This is a genomic window from Stenotrophomonas sp. HMWF003, assembly GCF_003061285.1.
GTDB classification, from domain to species: Bacteria; Pseudomonadota; Gammaproteobacteria; order Xanthomonadales; family Xanthomonadaceae; genus Stenotrophomonas; species Stenotrophomonas maltophilia_AP.
In genome coordinates this window covers 1-19,116 of the sequence record NZ_QAIW01000160.1, presented here as the reverse complement: position 1 = coordinate 19,116, position 19,116 = coordinate 1, and the positions used below count along the sequence as shown (strand labels likewise).

Annotated in this window: 18 protein-coding genes and 1 tRNA gene; 14 read left to right on the top strand and 5 right to left on the bottom strand. The window is 56.6% G+C overall.

Going from position 1 to position 19,116, the window contains the following annotated elements:
• Window positions 1–80: 80 nt before the first annotated feature.
• The 7 genes from DBR34_RS06685 to DBR34_RS06650 all read left to right on the top strand — a co-directional run bounded on the left by DBR34_RS06685 (window position 81) and on the right by DBR34_RS06650 (window position 8,496).
• Window positions 81–156, top strand: a tRNA-Thr gene (locus DBR34_RS06685).
• 318 nt (window positions 157–474) lie between these two features.
• On the top strand, window positions 475–1,908 hold the full coding sequence (locus tag DBR34_RS06680) for a hypothetical protein (protein WP_128096214.1): 1,434 nt from the start codon (window positions 475–477) through the stop codon (window positions 1,906–1,908).
• 84 nt (window positions 1,909–1,992) lie between these two features.
• Window positions 1,993–2,772, top strand: coding sequence for a hypothetical protein (locus DBR34_RS06675; protein ID WP_128096213.1), 780 nt, complete (start codon window positions 1,993–1,995; stop codon window positions 2,770–2,772).
• Window positions 2,773–3,493: 721 nt separating this feature from the next.
• Window positions 3,494–3,964: a hypothetical protein gene (locus DBR34_RS22260; RefSeq protein WP_128096211.1), complete on the top strand. Its 471-nt coding sequence runs from the start codon at window positions 3,494–3,496 to the stop codon at window positions 3,962–3,964.
• Window positions 3,965–4,549: 585 nt separating this feature from the next.
• Complete coding sequence (locus tag DBR34_RS06660) at window positions 4,550–5,350, top strand: hypothetical protein (RefSeq protein WP_128096210.1); 801 nt, start codon at window positions 4,550–4,552, stop codon at window positions 5,348–5,350.
• A gap of 146 nt (window positions 5,351–5,496) precedes the next feature.
• Entirely contained in the window at window positions 5,497–7,557 is a 2,061-nt protein-coding gene (locus DBR34_RS06655) for a UvrD-helicase domain-containing protein (protein ID WP_128096209.1), read from the top strand.
• Window positions 7,558–8,217: 660 nt separating this feature from the next.
• Window positions 8,218–8,496 (top strand): hypothetical protein, encoded by a 279-nt coding sequence (locus tag DBR34_RS06650; protein WP_128096208.1) that lies wholly within the window; start codon window positions 8,218–8,220, stop codon window positions 8,494–8,496.
• Between the two features lie 134 nt (window positions 8,497–8,630).
• Here the strand turns inward: DBR34_RS06650 and DBR34_RS06645 are convergent, their stop codons facing one another.
• Window positions 8,631–9,575 (bottom strand): sce7725 family protein, encoded by a 945-nt coding sequence (locus DBR34_RS06645; RefSeq protein ID WP_128096207.1) that lies wholly within the window; start codon window positions 9,573–9,575, stop codon window positions 8,631–8,633.
• 32 nt (window positions 9,576–9,607) lie between these two features.
• The gene (locus tag DBR34_RS06640; protein ID WP_128096206.1) at window positions 9,608–10,471 is read right to left on the bottom strand and encodes a sce7726 family protein; all 864 of its coding nucleotides are present in this window, start codon (window positions 10,469–10,471) and stop codon (window positions 9,608–9,610) included.
• A gap of 732 nt (window positions 10,472–11,203) precedes the next feature.
• Between DBR34_RS06640 and DBR34_RS06630 the strand changes: the two genes are divergently transcribed.
• The 3 genes from DBR34_RS06630 (at window position 11,204) to DBR34_RS06620 (ending at window position 13,380) form a co-directional block, all read left to right on the top strand.
• Window positions 11,204–11,725 (top strand): hypothetical protein, encoded by a 522-nt coding sequence (locus DBR34_RS06630; protein ID WP_128096204.1) that lies wholly within the window; start codon window positions 11,204–11,206, stop codon window positions 11,723–11,725.
• Between the two features lie 739 nt (window positions 11,726–12,464).
• Window positions 12,465–12,863, top strand: coding sequence for a hypothetical protein (locus DBR34_RS06625; RefSeq protein ID WP_128096203.1), 399 nt, complete (start codon window positions 12,465–12,467; stop codon window positions 12,861–12,863).
• Window positions 12,864–13,143: 280 nt separating this feature from the next.
• A complete protein-coding gene (locus DBR34_RS06620) occupies window positions 13,144–13,380 on the top strand; it encodes a hypothetical protein (protein ID WP_128096202.1) in 237 nt (78 codons plus the stop codon).
• A 225-nt stretch (window positions 13,381–13,605) separates the two neighbouring features.
• Here the strand turns inward: DBR34_RS06620 and DBR34_RS06615 are convergent, their stop codons facing one another.
• Window positions 13,606–14,058 (bottom strand): DUF695 domain-containing protein, encoded by a 453-nt coding sequence (locus DBR34_RS06615; RefSeq protein ID WP_128096201.1) that lies wholly within the window; start codon window positions 14,056–14,058, stop codon window positions 13,606–13,608.
• 193 nt (window positions 14,059–14,251) lie between these two features.
• Here DBR34_RS06615 and DBR34_RS06610 point away from each other — a divergent pair, with 193 nt between their 5' ends.
• Window positions 14,252–14,614 (top strand): hypothetical protein, encoded by a 363-nt coding sequence (locus DBR34_RS06610; protein ID WP_128096200.1) that lies wholly within the window; start codon window positions 14,252–14,254, stop codon window positions 14,612–14,614.
• A 248-nt stretch (window positions 14,615–14,862) separates the two neighbouring features.
• Window positions 14,863–15,114, top strand: a complete 252-nt coding sequence (locus DBR34_RS06605; RefSeq protein ID WP_258223717.1) for a hypothetical protein — start codon at window positions 14,863–14,865, stop codon at window positions 15,112–15,114.
• 42 nt (window positions 15,115–15,156) lie between these two features.
• Here the strand turns inward: DBR34_RS06605 and DBR34_RS06600 are convergent, their stop codons facing one another.
• Both DBR34_RS06600 and DBR34_RS06595 read right to left on the bottom strand, forming a co-directional pair.
• Window positions 15,157–16,467, bottom strand: coding sequence for a GGDEF domain-containing protein (locus tag DBR34_RS06600; RefSeq protein WP_128096198.1), 1,311 nt, complete (start codon window positions 16,465–16,467; stop codon window positions 15,157–15,159).
• Entirely contained in the window at window positions 16,464–17,264 is an 801-nt protein-coding gene (locus tag DBR34_RS06595) for an alpha/beta hydrolase (protein WP_128096197.1), read from the bottom strand. Before DBR34_RS06595 ends, DBR34_RS06600 begins: the two co-directional genes overlap by 4 nt.
• A 145-nt stretch (window positions 17,265–17,409) precedes the next feature.
• Between DBR34_RS06595 and DBR34_RS06590 the strand changes: the two genes are divergently transcribed.
• Together DBR34_RS06590 and DBR34_RS06585 are read left to right on the top strand one after the other, a co-directional pair.
• Window positions 17,410–18,414 carry a 2-hydroxyacid dehydrogenase gene (locus tag DBR34_RS06590; RefSeq protein WP_128096196.1) on the top strand — a complete coding sequence of 335 codons (1,005 nt, stop codon included), beginning with the start codon at window positions 17,410–17,412 and terminating at the stop codon, window positions 18,412–18,414.
• Window positions 18,415–18,462: 48 nt separating this feature from the next.
• Window positions 18,463–19,116 (top strand): L-lactate permease (locus tag DBR34_RS06585; RefSeq protein ID WP_181393919.1); only part of this gene is annotated, 654 nt, incomplete at its 3' end.

Here is a 19,116-nt window from a genome sequence, read left to right as displayed (position 1 = left end):
GTGTGACTGCCCCTTTGCTGGCAAGCAGGGGCGGTGCCAATTGACCGCTTGGGGGCGGCCACCGTAGAATTGCGTGCTCAGCCGGAATAGCTCAGTTGGTAGAGCGGCGCATTCGTAATGCGTAGGTCGTAGGTTCGATTCCTATTTCCGGCACCAGATACAGCAAAAAGCCCCGGCCTTGGTCGGGGCTTTTTGTTTGGGGCGGTGTTGGAACCTACTGATGGGAAAGGGATTCGTGTCGGACTGATTGCTGGCTGGTCTTCCATGCCGCTCATTGCGGATGGTTCGTGTCCGCGCGAATGGGGTGCGTTGGTCCTGATCACTTGGCTTCATTCCAACTTACATGAAAGTACCCAATAGCCTCGCTGACCGAGGCTCCCCCGGTGTCTCCGGTAAACTCGGATGGTAGTAGCACGGTAGTCTCTGATGGGGTACGTTTCGTTTTGGCAGTGAAGCCAGCACAGGGGGAACAGGATGCGCGTATCTCAGCAATTCAAACTAAAGCGAAAACAAGCAGAGCTTGATTTCGTGGATGTGCCACTGGAGACGGACCTTCCGGTTTTTGTGGACCCCACGGCGATACGAGCGATGGACACTCCGTGGTCCAGTCAGTGTGTCGCCCTCCTCCAAAACTTCTTTAGCAATGTGCTCGGTGCGGTGCAGAAGGGCGACAAAGCCAGGGCTGTTTCGCTACTAGGATCGTTGAACGAAAGAAATGATTTTCATCTCGGATACTCATCTGGCAAGTCGCGTGGCCACGCATTCGGCAAGGGATCTGCAGGGTCAGTGTGGGAATCACTTCTGACAAGCAAAGCCGCGAAGTCTGGCGTGCTCTCTGACTTAGAAGACACTGCCCTTCTCATCGAAGGCGTGGGTGCTGACATGATCTCTGATGCGGTTTGCAACATCATCCGCGCACCGCTAATTGAGTACACTCAAGACATGTGCCGGTATTACGGCATTCCGATGGTAGAAGGTGTCTCATCGGGCCCCTGTTGGGACATGCAAGCGCAAAACTGGGTGGGGAAGCATGTAGAGCTTCCCATGCCGAAAGGCGAGAGTCTTGTATTGGTCCCAAAGGCGATTGTCCGACTCGCAGGTGCTTACGACGCTGGAGCCTACTATCGGCACTACTTGTTGCCGGAAATGCAGAAACAACACTTGGCCAGTGGATCTGGCCTGGTAGAAGTGCTGAAGAGTAAAAAGCGAAGGGTTACGAAGACCGCTTTGATGAAACACTATGGCAAAGACAAAGGTGCTGTAGCAAAACTGACGGAGGATAATCCTGATGTCCTTGCCAAGTATAAAATGGCGAAAGCGGCAGATCCTTCGCCTCCGATCAGTAATAGTACGTTTGCAGAGATTGAGAACGTCGCGAACGTTCAATTGTACGATCTCTATAAGAAGGTGGTGGCTGTCCCTCCTGGAAGAGCCCACGCCCACGCTTATGAGCGAGCTGTCGAAGGCCTCCTTTCGGCCTTGCTTTACCCGTCTCTCATACACCCCGTGCGCCAAGCCCCAATCAATCAGGGGCGGAAGATTGTCGATCTCCGTTTTTCCAACTCAGCCACGACAGGATTCTTCAGTTGGCTTTCAAAGCACTACACCGCGCCCTACGTCTTCGTTGAATTCAAAAATTACACAGAGGATGTTAAGAATCCAGAGCTCGACCAATTGTCTGGGCGGTTCTCAAAATCCAGAGGGCAAGTTGGTATTCTAATTTGCCGTGCGGTTAGCGATCGCAAGAAGATTGATGCTATGTGCAGAGATGCCGCAGGAGATGGGCGTGGCTACATGATCGTGCTTGATGATGCCGACTTGGAGACCCTGGTCAAGTCAACGACAGCGATGCACTACGATGCGTCGAGGACAATTCTAAACGATCGCTTCGATAATTTGGTGCTTTGAAATGTTTTCTGCGTGCTCTGCACAGTGAGCCGATTGCAAGGCTTGGGTTGATGCGTTTATTAATCAATTCACATTGGGGGATGTATGTCGTTTCCGGCCAAGGTGTACCGAATTTTGATTGGCTCTCCGTCAGATGTGGCGGAAGAGAGAAAGATCGTTCCGGAGGCGCTTTTTGAATGGAACGTCAAGAATTCCTTTGACAAAAAGACCGCATTTCTGCCGACGAAGTGGGAGACGGACGTTGTTCCAATCATGGGCGGTCGTCCACAGGAGTTGATCAATAAGCAGATTGTTGTGAGTTCCGACATTCTGATAGCCGTTTTTGGACTGAGGCTAGGGAGTCCCACTGGCGAAGCAAGGAGTGGGACGGTGGAAGAAATACAAACGTTCATGCAGCTTGGAAAGCCCGTGCTCGTCTACTTCTCCAACAAGCCAGTTTCGCCTGACGAACTAAAGAGGAACGCTGGGCAACTCCAGGATCTTTGGAGCTTCAAGGACGAGTGCATGAGGAACGGTCTCATCGGTGAGTATTCTTCTACCAACGAACTGAAGGAAAAGATCATAGGTCACCTTTCCCTTATGGTTGGACAGTTTGAAGAAAGCGATGTAAGTCCCCCGCGTGCGAAGTTGGGTGACTTGGATTCAACGCTGGCAGTTGCCGCTTCTCCCCAGACGGGGGACTTTACTGTGGCACCCGTAGTGGTTGACTACAGCGAAAAGGCGATCCTTGTGAAAGGGAACACTGTTCAATTCAAGGATAGATTCCTTGCGGTTGGGGGGGAATGGAATGCCCAGCTTAAGGGTTGGATCTTCTCTAAGAAGCGCACGGATGAAGTCCGGAAGATCCTTGGAATGAGTGTCTGACTTCACTCACTTGCTACGGTGAATTTCGACGTAATGAGGATCCTCTGTCTGGCGCGACTTTACTGGTAACGGCTGCGGACGATCCTCATCCAAACACGGTCTCGCATCCTGTCCTAAGTTGGCCTTATCGCCACTTACGGACAACCCGCCCGATGTCATCCGCCCTTACCAAGCGCATTGTTCTCACTGCAGAACCCCGAGATCGCCCCTACGAGCTCAGGGATGCTCAGGTTCGAGGTCTTATCCTTCGGGTGCAGCCCTCAGGCCATAAAGCATGGATCGTCACCTGGGCGCATGGTAAGCGTCGTACCTTGGGCTCTGTCGAGCATCTGACGCTTGATCAGGCCCGTGACCAGGCTCGGCAAGCCGTTGCTGAGTACGTTCAGTCGGGATTGCCAGCGCTCGCAAAAACCAAACCGACCAGTTGTGATGTACAGATTGCTCGCCCACGTATGCAGTGTTTATGACGATCCACATGACACATGGACGATTCGATGGCTGCTCGAATGGTCATATCGATTCTTGTAAAACTCAGTCCTCATTGATCGATGGGCGTAATTGGCCCCGAGGTTGCATGGGGGCTAGGTCGTGAAAGCGCGCTTTCGAGGTCCTGGAGGCTGGTGTATAGCCCATACAAAGCGCTATTAAAGCGCATGTGCCCTGAGCTCGACGTGCAACATGCGGGCGGCGGTGTATTAGCCAGTGCCTGCAGTCACAAGACATGGTGGCCAGCTATGAAGCGTACGGTGGTGTTCGGCCTTATACGGGCGGCAAAGAAAGTTCGCCGTTCAAGTCTCATCCCCTGCGACCGATATGCTCAAGGATGCAAAAAAACAATCACCGGGACGGCTACATGGATCGTTGGACGTGGATGATGGTAAGGATGTATGCGCCCTCACTTGGAGCTTTGGTGCTGGGGTTGCTGCTGATGCTGCCGTTAGGAATGCTCCGGGAGAGTCCGATGCTTGCAGGGGTGTATGCGATGGCGCGATGGCTCCCGGCGTTGGCTATCGCGGTATCGGTCACCCTTGCACTTGTCGCTACTCTAAGGCTTTGGCGCTGGGATCAAGGGCGCAGCGCTTTGGTTTGTGAATGCGGTGGCCTGCTGGGACGGGAGCGTCCTGGGCGTTTTGGCGCATATCGAAAGTGTCTTGCCTGCAACCGCAACGTCAATGAGAGGTACTACACGTAGGTTCGGTTCCGGGGCGCATACACCGCAAGCCGCTGTCCGCCTTGAAAGCAGGCGTGGGCACCACCTGGCTTTCCCTGGCGCTTCACGGGCCCAGATCGGCTCAATGTGGCGGCTCCCTGGCTTACAAGGCACTTATCGGCACCCTGGCTGCCAGTTGGGGTTGGCTAAGTCGTTGTTCCAAGAGGAGTCCGGCCATCTGTGGTGCCTTGGGTAACTGCATCAGTACTGCGTTTTGATGATGAGCCTGAGTTGCAAGCTTGCAAGTTGTCTCTCTCTATCTCTGCCTCGCGCGCGCTCTCTGTCTCTCTCTTGGGCTTTGCTCTGCAATCAGATGGGCTGGCATCTGTTCCGCCCGGCGGCCGTTCGTAACAATCACTGGCGCACAAGTAGGTTGCCCGTCACTTTAGCTCCGACTATTTCTCGAAATATACGTCCAGTTCGCGAGAGTGTGGCGTCTTCTGTCATCAATGCTCAACACCGCTCCTGTCAAAACATTGACGGATTGGAGGATGGAATTCTTATGTATCATTGAGCAGCCAATAGGGACGGGGTCGGAGAATGGAAAATAGAAGTCTGCGTTTTGGGATGGACCCATACGCTGGTCAGGAAGGCAAGTTCTGGCAAGGAACTATTCTTCAGTGCGCCGAGCGGGGCTTGAGATTCGTTATAAGTGCCGACTGCGATCTCGCGGGAGATAAGGGGGATGGAGAGTTCTTCTGTCTCAGCATATTGACATCGGATCAGTATCTCGAGCGTTACGCTCTGCCTGCAGCGACTGGCGAAATTATTTCGTCAATCGTTGAGTCTGCCAGGGAGGTTGTGCCTGCATTTTCCAATGTTAGCGATGCTGCATTTCAGGATTGGCTGCTATCTGAAGCTGGTGCAGATCGATGGAAAAGCGATCTCGGTAGTGTGCATAAAATTGATCTGGAGTATCTCGGTTTGCTTTCAAGGTCACTTGCATCCTTGCGTGCAGGTTTGGCTGGCGAAGCCGTAAGCTTTGCAGATGTAAGAGTAACTACCGAGTCCGATCAACTGAAGAAGAGGGTTTTGTCGCTTAGAAAGAAGATGAAGAATGCGCTGGGTGCTCAAGTCAATTCCAGTAGATTGGATTTGTACGTGCTCCCGGATCTTCCTGGTCGCGATGAAATTGGATTCGTTGTGCCGTTTCGATCTCTCGCGATCGAGCGGAGAGCTGATGTTTTCGCCTCGCGCTCGGCCATTGAGAGGTCAGCGGGATTCTTTCCTTTAGCTACGTGTCGCCCCATGCTTGTTCAGGCCCTCCTTCAGAAGCTGACGTTGTACTTTACAAGGATTGGCATAACTGATTCGTTCAAGGGTGAGCAGGAAGCCGTCGTTTCCCTGATGTTGGAGAATGTCGCTTGACAAATTATCTATTCATGTCACTTCGTGCTGCTGAATTTCTCAGGTCATATGGGCCGCCTGCGGACGAGTGGATTTTAGACCCTGCTCAAGGAGGGTGCCCGCTCCCATGTTTAAAATCTCCTGAGGGGTCCTTTTTCGTATACACATTGAGTGATGATATAAGTAGCGATAAGTTCTATGCGTTCGAGATTGCGGATGGCGGCATATTGAGTGGCATTGATAGCCGTGTACTCCGGGTGGCATTCAGTCGAATTTTGCGCGCGCTGGGTTCTTCTGGCGATTCTGGTGCCAGTATTCCAGCGCTTTGGAAGCCCTATCATTACAATAGCTACATTAGCTTTCAGGCCGCTGCACGGCTTTCGGGGGAAACTGGCAGAATCTTGATTGATCGCCGTTCTTATGGTCCCGTTGTAGCTGTATGTCAGGGCGTGATGGCAAAAGGCCTCGACTTTCAGTCTCAATTTCCAGTCGAAGTGGATTCTAAGAACATTGCGGAGAAATTTAAGTCTGCTTTGGAGTACGCGTCATGTAACCCCTCCGTGGCGGATTCGGATTGCTTTGAGTTACCTGAGAATGATCGACTTCTTGGGTACTCTGGTTCATTGGATGTTTGGTTCGAATCAAAGTTAACCGCGAGCCAGCGTGCTTTTGTTAAGCAGCCTGTTGTTAGGAGCCTGCGCGTGCGCGGTCCCGCAGGCAGCGGCAAGACGGTTGCACTGGTAGTCAAGATGCTGCGCTATGCGCTGGAGGCGGCAGACAGAGGTGATGTATTGCGGCTCGCACTTCTTACCCATAGCCAGGCAACCGTGGATTCGACTCGCTCGTTGATCAAGAGCATGATCAACGACGACCAATTTGAAGTTCTATTTGGTGAGGCCGGTTCGATTTATCTTGGCACTCTGTACTCAAAGTCTTATCGCGCCTTAGGGGTCGGTGTGCGGGGCGTTGAGCCTTTGTCGCTCGATGGCGTCGAGGGTCGTGAGATGCAGGCTGAGATGCTTCATTCTGTCGTCAAGAGTTATATAAAAGGTGACTGGCTAGCTCGCAGGGGCGGGTGCTCTGTTGATTTTGTAAGTCTATTCGAAGCTGCCGCGAGTGACTCGAATCATGGAAATTCGTTCATTTCAGAGATACTATTTGAATTTGCTTGTGTGATCGAGCCGGAGGGCTTTTATAAGTCGGCACGCCGTCGCGCTGAGTACGTATCTAAGATGCCTAGGGACAGCTGGAGAATGCGGCTTCAGCAGGAGGATGAGCGTCGGGTAATTTTGGATCTGCATGATGCATTTAGGTCTGAGATGCGTGGTGCAGAGGCAATGACGGTCGATCAGTTAGTCTCTGACTTTGATAGATTTTTGGATTCGAATGCGTGGGATCTAACGAGGTCTGTCGAAGGGTTTGATGTAATATTTGTTGATGAGCTTCATTTGATGAATAGACTTGAGCGGATGGTTATTAATTCACTTATGCGCTCGTCAGATCAGCCTCCTCTGATCGTGATGGCGGAAGATATTAAGCAGGACATTCGTCGCATGGGGCAAGGGCTTGGTCGGTGGAAGAGTGATCTTTCGGAGATTGGTGAATTTCGCCTCACGGAGGTATTCCGGTACAGTCCTCAGATTAATGCCTTGGTTATTCATATGGATAGCTACGCCCCAACTGTTTCTCTGAAAGACGATTGGCCGGATCATGACCAGAAAAGCTTGGCTCCGCCCGGCGAATTGCCGTCTGTTCGAGTATTTGGTAGTGAGCAATCTCAGTTTGATCATGTGTTTGAATCAGCGGCAAGGTCGGCACGCAAGCGAAAGGTGGGTAGGTCCGTGGCTGTGCTCTGCTGCGACTATGAGCAGTTCAATAGATATGCTGCTGCCGGTAAATATCGTGATAGTTTTGTGGCCATATCATCTCGAGAGGAGATAGGTTCGATTCCGAGCAAAGGTGTTAAGTTTGTTCTTTCCATGCCTGAGTTCGTGGCGGGCCTTCAGTTCGAGGAGGTCTATCTAATGGATGTCAATGACAATGTATTGTTCCCGGAAGATGGAAGGGGCGTGTCTGATCGTCGTCGCGGATTGGCAACCTTGTACTTAGGAGCGACCCGTGCAATAGGGGTACTTCATCTGACATCTTGCCTGGGCGGTGGGGGACTTCCTGCGGTAATCAAGTCAGCTATGGAAGCTGGTATCTGTTTGGGACTTCCCGTTGAGTAGCTGGAGCAGGGAGGGCTTGCGGATGGAGCGGTTCTCTCCGTGCCTTTCGCTATTGATGGACTAGCGCGACAGACGAGGCTGGATGGCTTAGACGGCGCTTAGGCGAGGGATATCTCGCTGGCACCCCTGCTCAGGGCATCGCACTCGCGTGCTCGCGATAGCTGGAGCCGGCGTTGCTGGGCTTAGCATCCGTCCATGCCGGTGCGCTCCGTCCGTGTTGAGGCTCGCGTTATGCTCTTCCCGGAGGACATCATGTAGTTGGGTCCAGTCTGTTGGGTTCGTAATGCGTAGGTCGTAGGTTAGATTCCTATTTCCGGCACCAGATACAGCAAAAAGCCCCGGCCTTGGTCGGGGCTTTTTGTTTGGGGGAGGGGCGGAACTCATTGATGGGAAATGGGGTCGCGCGGAGCTGGGTGCTGGTCCGGCTTCAAGACTGCTGGTTGCGGATCGTTCTTGTCCACGCAACACTTCAGTACCCGTGTGACCGATCGGCTTCCATCCCGCTTACGTTGAAGCAAGGTAATACTCTGTCAAGTTCGCCCATCGGCGCACCGCATCGGTGGCTCTGTGAGCAAACATCTGCTACGGAACTGTGTGCCGATACCCTATCATCGGCGTGTTGGTCAGAATGATCTGGTCAACCTGAACAAGGAGAATGGAATGAAGTTCAACGTTCGAATCATTTCCACAGGGGAAGTCATCGAACTCGATGAGTCTCAATTGGAAATTGAGCAGGATGGCGGTGATGATCGAGGAATGGGTGCGGAGCTTTCGTACTCTGCGACCTTCGAAGGTGAAGGCTTCACGGTTTGCTGGGAGTTTACAGAGTATCCGGCCGGTTGCCTGGGAAGTACGATCGCGAGGCACAAAAACTGCACCACCGATCATGAGCCCGACTTTAGCGATGTGGTTGCCTTCAGTCCCGAGGATTCAGAATAATAAATTCAGGGGAAAGGAGGGGGTTTGCCCCTTCCTTCCTTCCTTCCTTCCTTCCTTCCTTCCTTCCTTCCTTGAGCTCAGGGTCTAGCCATTCCTGATCACGCTAATACAGGGCAAGCTGAGGAAGTCTCATTTCAAAGAAGTGCGAGCATCTGAACGATGTGGTGGCGAATCTGATACTCCTTGTTCTTCCCAAGTCCCGGAAAAGTGTCCTCAGCGACATGTTTACGGTACGCATCTAGCGCGGTATTGGTTACAAACTCTGCAGGTCTCTTTTTCGCGGCGCGTACAAGCTTCTTGGCTGCTTCGAGAAATTTGGAGGCGGCGTCGCCCACGTCGCGGTCGATCTCGTCCGACACGAAGTGCTCTATCCAGGCTTCATCTTTGCCGTTCGGACGGAAGGAGGCGTGAATCGCCACTGCGCCGGGTTTTCCGCCCCCGATCTCCAGCGCTTTGCCGGTAATGGTGTAATCGCCAACTCCTGCGAAGTCCTTGCCGACTAGTTGGTGCTGGTCACTGAAGAACTCAACGCCGTTGTAATCAGCATTCCGTGGGAGCTTCTTGAATCCATCGCGGATCGAAACAATCTTAGACTTCGGGATGAGTGCGAGTTGCTTCTTGCCTACGCTTGAGCTGAGTGAGAAGACAAAGACTGTTTCTGGGCTGTGTGCGATGGACTTTAGATCCGCATCACTAATGACAGGACTATCAAGTAGGAAGGCGACCTGTCTGTCGGAATAGATCTTTTGGAAGGCGCTAGCCTGAGCAATATTTGTCTTCGCATCCCAGATGAAGCCTGGAATAAGGTCCGTGTACTTGGCGAACGAATCGGCCAGGTCCTTGCGTAAATTTCCTGCGACTCCGGCACCGCCTTTGTATTGATGCCGATTTGGATTCATGATGATAACGGCGCGAATTCCTTCTCTACCGTAAGTATCAATGAATCGCAGAAGATCTCCTGTGTTCTCTAGTACCGGTTCAACTACAGGAACAAATTTTTCGAAATCTACGTTCTCTGACTTCAGATTCCGGAGAGCAAGCAGCTCAGAGCGGCGACCGCAGAGGTAAGGGCTATACATCGTCATCCAGTGAGTGATGTGGTCCCCGATGTTTAAGTTAATTGCGCGTGAGAGTCAAGAACCTCGCGAATCTTGCTGCGCTGCGTCGAACTTAGGTTCGATGAATAGCCTAAGGCGCGTAGGTGGTTAGGGAGAGCCCTTAAGTAGCTCACAAATTCCTTGTTGGTCGTTCGCCCCCTCATGGCTTTCAAGTGGATAGCGTGAGCGTCCTCGACGGATAGTTTGCAAAATTCTTTCTCGCAATACTGCGAGACAAGTCCATTAGGTAAAGAGATCTTCTGCCCGAGGTGCTTCTCAATGGCGCCAACGTACTCGTCACGCCGAAGCATCCTAAACAGAGCCCGGGTGTCAACATTGTGGATATTGCTAGCGGCCTCGCGAACGGTGCTGAGGGATCCTCTTTCGTTGAGCTCCATGATCCCCACGCGCTGGTCGCAGAACGACTCGTATCGGTGCGCATTGTTACGAGGCGACACCACATATACCTTGTCGAAGGCCTTGAGGTAGTCAGTGGTCTGTGAAGTAAGGCGGCGAGGTGAGTCAAGCTCGCTTTTTACCTCGTAAGCCGTCGACGTTCCGTTGAAGACCGCAATGTCGACAATAGATTTTCCGACATGGAGCTCCATGCCAACGGCTGAATTAGCGGGGCTGTGTCGCCCGAACACAATACGATCAATCACTGCACTCTTGTAGACGTACTCATTCCTATGGTGGCTGCTGAGGTGACTGAAGGCCAGCTCCAGTGCGCCAGCGACACTGCGAACCTCGCGCTCCGCTAGTTGTTCTAGCAGCGGTGCGAGGATCTTAAGAGGGTCGGCTCCCTTCGCAAGTGCGGTGAAGACCGGTCTACTGAGCGCCCTTGAGCAAATGTGGGAAAAACTAGTGGAGTCACTCATTTGGAGTTGCCATTTTTGAAGAGTGTCGACCGGGTAGGGAGCGTCACTCTCTGGTCGCAGCAAGCCGTTCGTGGGTCGAAGTTTAGCTTAGGACGTCACCTCTGCAAATCGAACCATGCGGAAGGTCTTGACTGCCAGGCTACAGGATGAGCAGCAGGGTTGGCTCTATGTATAGGTCTGGGCAGACACGGACAATCCTTATCCAATCACCGCCTCGCATCTTGTCCTAAGTTGGTCTTATCGCCACTAAAGATCCTCCGCCTGATGTCATCCGCCCTCACCAAGCGCATTGTTCCCACAGCTGAGCCCCGAAATCGCCCCTACGAGCTCAGGGACACTCAGGTTCGTGGTTTGATCCTTCGCGTCCAGCCATCAGGACACAAAGCGTGGATCGTGACCTGGGCGCACGGTAAGCGTTATACGTTGGGTTCGGTTGAGCACCTGACGCTCGACCAAGCCCGGGAGCAAGCGCGGCAGGCTGTAGCTGAATACGTTCAGTATGGGTTGCCCTCGCTCGCCGGGTCGAAGCCGACTAGCTGCACTCTTGAAACGCTCCTCAACGAGCATTTCGCGCCTTGGACGATAGTTGAGCTCAAGGGTGGTCGTCAGTGCCCGGACCGCATCCGATCGGTATTCCCGTGGCTAAAATCGGAGAGCACGGCGTATTCGGTCGCGACACCAGCAGTTCAGGTGGGAAGAGCATAGATATTCCCGCTAACGGAAATAAACCACATGAAACCCTTCACTATGATTGATTCTCTGGCTGATGGATCGCTCTACCTTCCAGCGCAGCTTAAGGGGCTGGATTCTTTCGATCAACTTGATTTGTTACGAGGGGCGGAAGTAACGCGTTGCCGCATTCCTGCTGCTCAGCGCTCGGATCTTGCGTGGTCGGCCTGTCTGGAGTTCAGTTCTGGGTACTCGCTTGAAATTACTTCATCCAGCACCTTGGTTCGTGGCTGGGATGAGTATGGGACGATCAATCTTGCTTTGGCACCACGCGCCGTCAGCGATGGGGATCAGGTTGGCTTCTCAGAACTGGTGGGCTTTGTAGTAGGCCAGATCAGCATCCTTCGGTGGCAAAGTGATGGCATCCTTGTCGATGCGGGAATAGAGTTCCGTTCAAATGATGGCGGAGAGGTATTCAGTGCAGTAGCTGTCGACATTCCGGGTGCCTTTTCGATGTCGTTTCCTGGTGGCGCCCCCAAAAATTGGCAGTTCCCTGCGGACGAGTACGCGCGGGTACATGTATGAATGCGTAGGTCGTAGGTTCGATTCCTGTTTCCGGCACCAAATACAGCAGAAAGTCCTGGCCTTGGCCGGGGCTTTTTTGTGTTCTGGTAGCGCCGGGCCATGCCCGGCGGAACGCGACTCCCCAGTAGTGCCAGCCCATGGCTGGCAGCCCAGGATTTTCCGAACCTCGCGGCCTACTCACCCCGTCGGCTTCCCAGGCGCTTAGTTCCTCATACGATTCCTGACCTGGAAACCGCAGCTGGCTATTCCTGTGCTATGAATAGCCAGCCTTGCTCGAAGGCTCTTTCAGGGATTGGAAGGATGCGCAGGTTCGGGGGAGCTGCAAGCGGTGTGTTGACCCGCTTCAGGGCAATTGAAGGTCTGACGGGCGAGCTTTCTTCTCATTAGTACCTGGAGCACAGTGATCAGGGGCGTGGATCTAACGACATTGAAGCTCCGGGAGCGGACGATCCGCATCCAAACACCGCCTCGCATTTTTACCTGGGCGCACGGTAAGCACCGTACATCGGGTTCGGTCGATCACCAGTCGTGAAGGCAGGTCGTCGAGCAATCTTCCTGGATACTCGAGCGATCACCTCATGGCTGATCGAAGGGGGAATGCCCTTCAGGCAAGGGGTGAGGACTCACTTCGGAGCAACTCCACAACTTATCGTCACAATTTTGGCTCACTTCAGGGGACCGTTCGAGTCGACGGACGGATTGATTCAAGTAGGCTTGAGAAGAAGCTTGAGGGCAGATGATGAAGATTTCCGTTCTATCGCTTAGGCACGCAGTTGGGGCTGCCCTTGTCGTGCTCTCGATCCTGTGTGGCGCTGTTGGTTGTGAGCGTAAGGTATGTGAGGTGATGGTTGTAAATGAAGCGCCGAGTTTGGGGTTGGCGCAGCGCTACTTTGTGGAATTGATGACTAAGGTTAATCTGGTAAAAGATGCCGGTGGTGATAACAGGCAGGCATGGCGGATTGTGATCCGCGAAACTAGAACGGCACGTATGGAAAATGTGCTTGACAAGGAATGGGTCGACTTCGAAGTGATATCGCCCGACTTGAACAACGTAAATGAGCGGTGCTTTTTGGGTTTCGATAAGTGTGTGGTGGAGATTATTGAAGAGCTCCCGGAGCAGTGTCGGCCGAGGAGGTGATTCGATAACATTTGCTTTGGTTTTGCGGCCTGCAGATGGGTATGTTCAAGCCTCGCATGGGACGTTACTAGGGTGCGCGTCGAGCAAAGCTTAGATGCTGGCGGCCAAGCGGCAGGTTCGACTCCTATTCCCGGCGGGAGCGCAGCGATAGGCGCCCGAAGTGAAAAGGCGGTAGCTCACGAGTTCGGAGATAAGCTGGTACGCCAGTGAGCCCAAGTTGAGGCGATTCGCGGGGCAGATAACGTCGCCGACCCAGCCAAGATCGTTGCAGAGGCCATAGATGTCTGAGATCAGAATATTTGTCGATTTCAATAATAGAGATCCTGATGGTTTCCTGAGGCTCAACCTCGCGGGGACGCTGGAGGACCTGAGAAGAGGGCATCTGGTTATCGAAGAAGGGACGCCCGTGACAGGGTCAGATGGTGATCTCACCGCTAAGATTATCGTTGTCGCACCTGGAATAGAAGGCATATGGCGCGGGAGAATAGTGGATGGTCCTTGGGAGGAGGGGGCATAATTGAGTGCCCGTTATTTGTGAGGCAGGGAGATGCTCCCTGCCTGATTGGGTGAGGCAAGAGCCAGGCTCAAAGGACAGGCCAGTCAATTTCCCTCCGGAACCTGCCAAAGGAGGGCGTTTCTAGTTGACGGTGACAGCTGCGCTCTTATGGTCGGAAGCGGGTGTGTGCACTGAGAATTGCGCCCGGATGCTTGCACTGTCACTTGGCGCAATGAACGGACATGGCTAGTTGAAATGAGAGGGCTGAACCAGCAAGTCCAGCTCCGGTTTCGCCAAGATCCAGCCGAGGTCGTGCTCCATCTGATATTCCCATTCACGCTGTCCATCTGAATTGGAGATCAGCAGTTGCAACGTCTCATTCGCTCTTTCGGGATCATGCACTCGATACAGGAGAACGCGTTCCGCGCGAGCCGTAATTCGAGCGAGAAAAATTGCGTTCTGGTCGGTCTCAATCGCGGGTGCAATCTCCTCCTCCAAGTGGGAAAGAGCTTCCACCTCTTCGTGGGTTGGCATGCCATTCGCACCTTGTAGCTTGCAATGAACCCCAATCCTCAAGTGCCAAGGAAAAGCATCACGTCCAGTAAAAGTCAGCAACGTGGAATTGACAACTACGATAGCTGGATTGCCACCGATGGAAGTTTCAAACAAGCTATAGCAGGGATCGGGGACATCGTTCATCCGTCTTTCCAGCTGGCATGGGTGTAAACTCTAGCACTCTGATGGTATGGGTCGATGGTTAGGTCGCGCCCTGTAAGCACTTAACGTTGGTTATGTTGAGAAAGCCATACCGCCGTCCCGGATGTTCTCCCCCAAGCTGTCCAATCCAGCTCCAGCCACCAAAAGAATGCTGCAGAGAAACGGAGAACGTCCCATGGGCGTCATAAAGCTGTTGGCCGTAACGGTGCTGATGATGCTTGCCACATCGTGCAGAACCCACGTCCCCGCTGTACAGGGCGAAACAACGCTGCGTGGGGTCATGACGGTGTACGTCGGTGGGCATGGATTGGGCTCACTCCAGGCCCCGTCGGGCGAGTGCGTCGATCTCGCTCTACCCAAGAATGTCCTACGCAGATCCGGTGCCTGGGATGGAAAGGCCGTGGTGCTCACCGGGACCATGGATTTTCGACCGCGGTCTCTGAATCTTCTGTGGTACGACATCAGAGACAGGCGGATTGAAGGCGGTGGTTGCTCCGACGACGTCCTGTATGTTCAGACCATCGAGGCACTGAGGTGACCAGCGGATGGTCTCCAATAGCCATCTATCCAACGTCCGATGGCGGAGTGCTGTTTTATCCGATTCCTGAGGCTTGGTGACGAACGCTACAGATGTGTAGCGATACCGATGCCGCAAGGAAGCGGTTCGCAGAGGCGGTCCTTCTGTGCCCCCAGCCCCGCATGCGACGATCCCGCTTCTCAAACCCTGCATCAAACACCCACATGCGCCAAACAACTCGCATCACCCTCGCCACCGCCACCGCCGCGATGATTCTGCTCACCGCCTGCGGCAAACCCGAGGCGTACTCGGCCGCTGCCAGGACCGCCGCGCGCCGCATTGCGGATGAAAAAGTCCGCGCCTGCGCGCTTGCCAAGACCGGTAGCGAAACGGGCATGACCTTCATCAGCGACGCGCGTTCGGACACGGCCTGGTCGTACGAGTACGAAGGCGATGGCCGGTTGTGCATGGTGTGGGTGGGGGATGACGGAAAGGTCGAGATCGATCCGCCCGGGAACTGAGGCCCGCGCAATCAGTGCCGGTGAAGGTCGGGGCTGATCAGCCTACGCCGCCATGTTCACCCGGTTACGCCCGGCCGTCTTCGCCTGGTAAAGCGCCTCATCCGCACGCGCCACCAGGTCCTCCAGCAGCGTCGCATCGCAGCCCGGCAGCGCTTCGCCCACCGCACCGCCCACGCTCACCGACACCGCAATTCGGGTGGCGCCCACGGTGATCGGCTCGGCGGCAATCGCATGGCGCAGGCGCTCGGCGGCGGCCGGTACTTCGTCGATGACCGGTGCCGACAGCAGCGCAATGAACTCCTCACCGCCGAACCGCGCGAACAGGTCGCGGTCGCGCAGCGCGTCGCGGCAGCGCCGGGCCACGATCTTGAGCACTTCATCGCCCACCGGGTGGCCGTGCGTGTCGTTGATTGCCTTGAAGTGATCCACGTCGACCATGAGCACCGCCACCGAATGCCCGCTGGCTTCGCGGGCGGCGATGATCTGCGCGGAGCGCTCCTCGAAGTGGCGCCGGTTGGGTACGCCGGTCAACGGGTCGGACGACGCCAGGCGGCGCAGTTCGGCGGCCATCAGCAGGTCGGCGGTGACGTCGGTGAACAGCCAGATGCGGCCATGCTCGCCGTTGCCGCGCACCGGGTGGGTGTCCACCTCGAAGGTGCGTTCGCCGAACGTCCAGTTCAACGTCGCGGCGAAGTTGACGTTGCCCATCTGCGCGGCATACGCCTGCTCCAGTTCGGCGTGGTTGTCGCTGCGCAGGCGCAGCGCCCGCATCGGGCCAGCCAGGTCGGCGGCGCGGTGGTTGCCTGCGGCACAGCCCAGCAGCGCGGCAGCGTGTTCATTGATCACCGCGCCCACGCCATCGCCGTCGATCAGCACGATGCCGGCCGGCACGCTTTCCACCAGATCGATGAACTGGTTGTGCGCGATGAGCTGGCGGGTGGCCTCACGCCGCGCGGAGAGAAGTCCGGCCACGCTGCTGGACAGCAACGGCAGCTGGGTCGTGATCCCCTCGGCCGGGGCCTGGTGTTTCCAGAGCAGCAACAGGCCGCTGTGCGGGCTGCCCACCGACGGGGCCGGCACGTACAGCAGCTGGGTGGGCGCACCCTGCAAGGCGTGCAGGATGGCCGTCGGCAGGCGGAAGCCGGTCGCGTCCACGGGCTCCCCGTGCCACGTGCGCTCGAGGATGCCGCTGCGCGCCAGACTGAACCCGGACAAGGGCAATGCGGGCGATCCGGTCGACCACGTCGAGCGGCCCTGCGCATCCAGTTCAACGACCAGGGCCAGGTCTGCATTGGTGGTGAGCCGGGCGAAGCTGCACAGAGCCGCGAGTGCCTCGCTGCCGGGCGCGCTCAAGACACCGTCCCGAGCAATCGCCGTTCCAGGATTCGGGTCACCTCGTCGGCGGCGGTCATATGCGGCAGGTGCCCTGACGCATCGATGATGTCCAGCGTTGCCCCGTCGATCGTATCGGCCAGCCACTGGGCCACCTCGACCGGAACCGCCATGTCCACCGCGGTCTGGATCACGTGCACCGGCATGGACAACTGCGGCGCCAGCGTGCGCATGTCCGAGGTGAAAATGGTGCGGGAGGTGTTGAGGGCGATGTCCGGCTGCATCTGGAACAGGGTGCGCGAGAAGTCCGCGAGCACGCGGTTGTCCTCGACACCCACCACCATGGGCGCGAACCCGGCCACCCAGGCCTGGTAATTGGCCTGCATGCTCTCGAACAGGTTGTCCAGGTCCTGAGGCTTGAAGCCGCCGGTGTAGCCGTCATCGTCGAGGTAGCGCGGCGAAGCGCCGATGGTCACCACGCGTTCGAACAGGTCCGGGCGTGCCACCGCGGCAGCCGCGCCGATCATGCCGCTCATCGAGTGCCCGATATACGTAAACCGGTGCAGGTCGAGCTCGTCGACGATGTCGAGCAGATCGTCGGCATAGCCGAACATCGTGCCATGGCGGTCGAAATCGTAGGTGTCCGCACCGTTGGGACCACAGCCGGCGAGATCAAACGAGACCACGTCGAACCGTTGGTCGAACCAGGGCCGCAATGCAGTCCACGCCGTCTGGTCGGTGCCGAAGCCGTGGGAAAGAATGACGACCTCTTTGCCCTGACCGCTGCGGCGGCCGTTGAAGCGCTCAAAACTGCCCAAGTACGTTTACCCACGGCGTTTCCCAAGGGGCGAATACTAGGGCAGGTGGGCAGCCGGGTCCATGGTGGGGGCCGGCACCTGCCGCGTGTTTCCGTGTGTCATCGCGGCGCGGTATGGTGGGGCTGGAATTCCCGGAGAGCCCGTCATGCGAACTGCCGTCTTCAGCGCCCGGCCCTACGACCGCCGCTTCCTCGAGGAGGCTACCCAGCGTGCCGATGCGGCCCGGCCGGTGGAGTTCCTTTACTTCGACGCCACCCTCGACGTGCATACCGCAGCGCTGGCGCAGGACTGCGAGGCGGTCTGCGTGTTCGTCAACGACCGTCTCGACGCGCCGGTGCTGCAGGCCCTCCACGCCTTGGGCGTGCGCGCGATCCTGCTGCGCTGCGCCGGCTTCAACAACGTGGACCTGGCCGTGGCCGGGCAGCTGGGCTTCTTCGTGGCGCGGGTGCCGGCGTATTCGCCCGAGGCGGTGGCCGAGCACGCCCTGGCGCTGGTCATGACCCTCAACCGGCACACCCATCGCGCCTACAACCGGGTGCGCGAGGGCAACTTCATGCTCGACGGGCTGCTCGGGCGCACCCTCTACGGCAAGACGGTGGGCATCGTGGGGACCGGCAAGATCGGCCTGGCCACGGCCCGTATCTTCAAAGGCATGGGCTGCACCGTGCTCGGCCACGATCCGTACCCATCCTCCGCGTTCGATGCGATCGGCACGTTCGTCGCGCTTGACGAGCTGCTGGCGCGCGCGGACATCGTGTCACTGCATTGCCCGCTGACCCCGGACACCCACCACCTGATCAACGCCACCTCGCTGGCGCGGATGAAGCCCGGCGCGATGCTGGTCAACACCTCGCGCGGCGGGCTGGTCGATACCCACGCGGTGATCGGCGCGCTCAAGGCGCGGCACCTGGGGCACCTGGCCATCGACGTGTACGAGCAGGAAAGCGCGTTGTTCTTCCAGGACCGCTCCGGCGAAATCATCGATGACGACGCCTTCCAGCGCCTGATGACCTTCCCCAACGTGCTGGTCACCGGCCACCAGGGCTTCTTCACCGTGGAGGCGCTGCAGGAAATCTCCGAGATCACCCTGCGCAACCTCGGGGATTTCGCCGCTGGCCGGGCGTGTCCGAACGCGGTGCCGTCGCCCTGATCCACGCGTGATGCTGTTTCCCGTCCTTTTCCAGCGCAGGGCCTGACCATGTGGCATCAGAACTACGATCCGCTCGGCAATGCGAACCTCTCGGCGCTGCTGGCCGCGCTGCCGGTGCTGGTGTTCCTGCTGGCGCTCACCGTGCTCCGCCTCAAGGGCCTCACCGCCGCGCTGCTGGCGGTGGTGGTATCGGCCCTGGTGTCGTCGCTGGTGTTCGGCATGCCGCTGGACACCCTGCTCGGGGCGGCGTTGCTCGGCATCGCCAACGGCGTATTCCCGATCAGCTTCATCGTGCTGATGGCGGTCTGGCTGTACAAGCTGGCCATCCGCAGCGGCAAGTTCGAGGTGATCCGCGGCAGCATCGCGACCATTTCCGAGGACCAGCGCATCCAGGTGCTGCTGATCGCCTTCTGCTTTGGCGGTTTCCTTGAAGGTGCCGCCGGTTTCGGTGTGCCCATCGCGATCTGCGCCGCGCTGCTGGTTGAGCTCGGCTTCCGCCCCCTGAAGGCGGCCATGCTGTGCCTGGTCGCCAACGGCGCGGCCGGTGCCTACGGTGCGATCGGCATTCCGGTGCTGGTGGGCGCGCAGCAGGGTGGGGTAGGGCTGGGCGAGATGTCGCAGATGCTGATCCCGCTGGTTCAGCTCTGCGCGCTGCTGCTGCCGGCGGTGCTGGTGCTGCTGCTGGACGGCTGGCGCGGGGTG